This is a genomic window from Endothiovibrio diazotrophicus, from assembly GCF_054657215.1.
Genome location: NZ_BAAHXB010000257.1, coordinates 1 through 1,258, shown reverse-complemented (window position 1 = coordinate 1,258; position 1,258 = coordinate 1). Strand labels below are relative to the sequence as shown.

The 1,258-nt window shown below is 49.1% G+C and carries 1 protein-coding gene; it reads left to right on the top strand.

The genetic code is table 11. The annotated features are described in order from the left end of the window. Window positions 1–475: 475 nt before the first annotated feature. Window positions 476–1,258 (top strand): TIR domain-containing protein (locus ACYQ2W_RS26210; RefSeq protein ID WP_459874019.1); only part of this gene is annotated, 783 nt, incomplete at its 3' end.

Here is a 1,258-nt window from a genome sequence, read left to right as displayed (position 1 = left end):
ACGCTGAGCACAGCGAACTAGCAGGCGGGCCGCGCATACGGCCGAAAAGTGACGAGGAAGGACGCGAAGGAGCGGAGGGAGAGAGGGGGGATGTAAGTAGGGAGGGAAAACAAGACAGGGGGAGGGGGGGCGTGGTGGGGGGAGGGGAGGGGTAAAGAGGGGGAAGGGGCGGGGGGAGGGCGGTGCACTACATGCAACAAAGCGAGAACTGTCCCTATTCCACAAGAACTGTTCCTATCCCACACATAAGGGGAAAAGACCACGAGTCCGCAAGGTAATCAAAGCCTACAAATCCGGTATGGCACGGACGAAAAAGGTCATGCGTTCCATTGAGCGGCTAATGAAACGCAAAGAGGGTTTGGGGTCCTGATTTATCAAAATATTGACGGCGCCCTATTTGGGACAATCTATTATTATGCTACCCTTATGCAACGATAAGGCTGACATTCAAACTAGTGCAACAAGACGATAACCAATGAAATATGATGTTTTCATTAGTCACGCAAGTGAGGACAAAGAAGATTTTGTCCGCCCCCTTGCAACCGAATTACAAAGACTTGGAATTACCGTTTGGCTCGACGACTTTGTGCTGGAAATTGGAGATAGTTTGTCTGAATCTATCGAAGCTGGTTTGCGCGACTCATCATTCGGCTTGGTAGTGCTAAGTAAGTATTTTTTCTTGAAAAATTGGACAAAACACGAGCTAAGATCACTAACCCAGAAACACAACGAGAAGAGGCGGTCCATCTTGCCAATTTGGCATGGCGTGTCGAAAACCAACGTTTTTGATTTTTCGCCAGCCCTATCAGATCTTGTTGCCTTAAATAGCGCGGAGGGAATCGATCGAATCGCAAACAAGATACACAAAGCTGTCTCTGACAGAAGATCAGATCCCAAAACTTCCGCTTCTTTCTCGAAACGAGCACTCATCCCATCAGAAACTGAGCACAGCCAATCCACAACCGCTATCCCTCCGTCCCCACTCCTATCACTCGCACTCGGATACCGACGCTGGAATCAACTAGAGCTCAATGCAGAACGAATTGCCAAGCAACCAGGCCCAGTTCTAATTACGGGTGAGTCGGGAACGGGCAAGAGCACTCTAGCCCGATGGATTCACAAACACTCCCCATACTCTGACATGACATCAGTTTATGTAGGTTGCGGCGAATTTAATATCACCACAGTAGATGCAGTTCTTTTTGGCCACAGCGATCAAGCTTTCACTGGCGCCCGACGAGCACAAGAAGGAATTTTT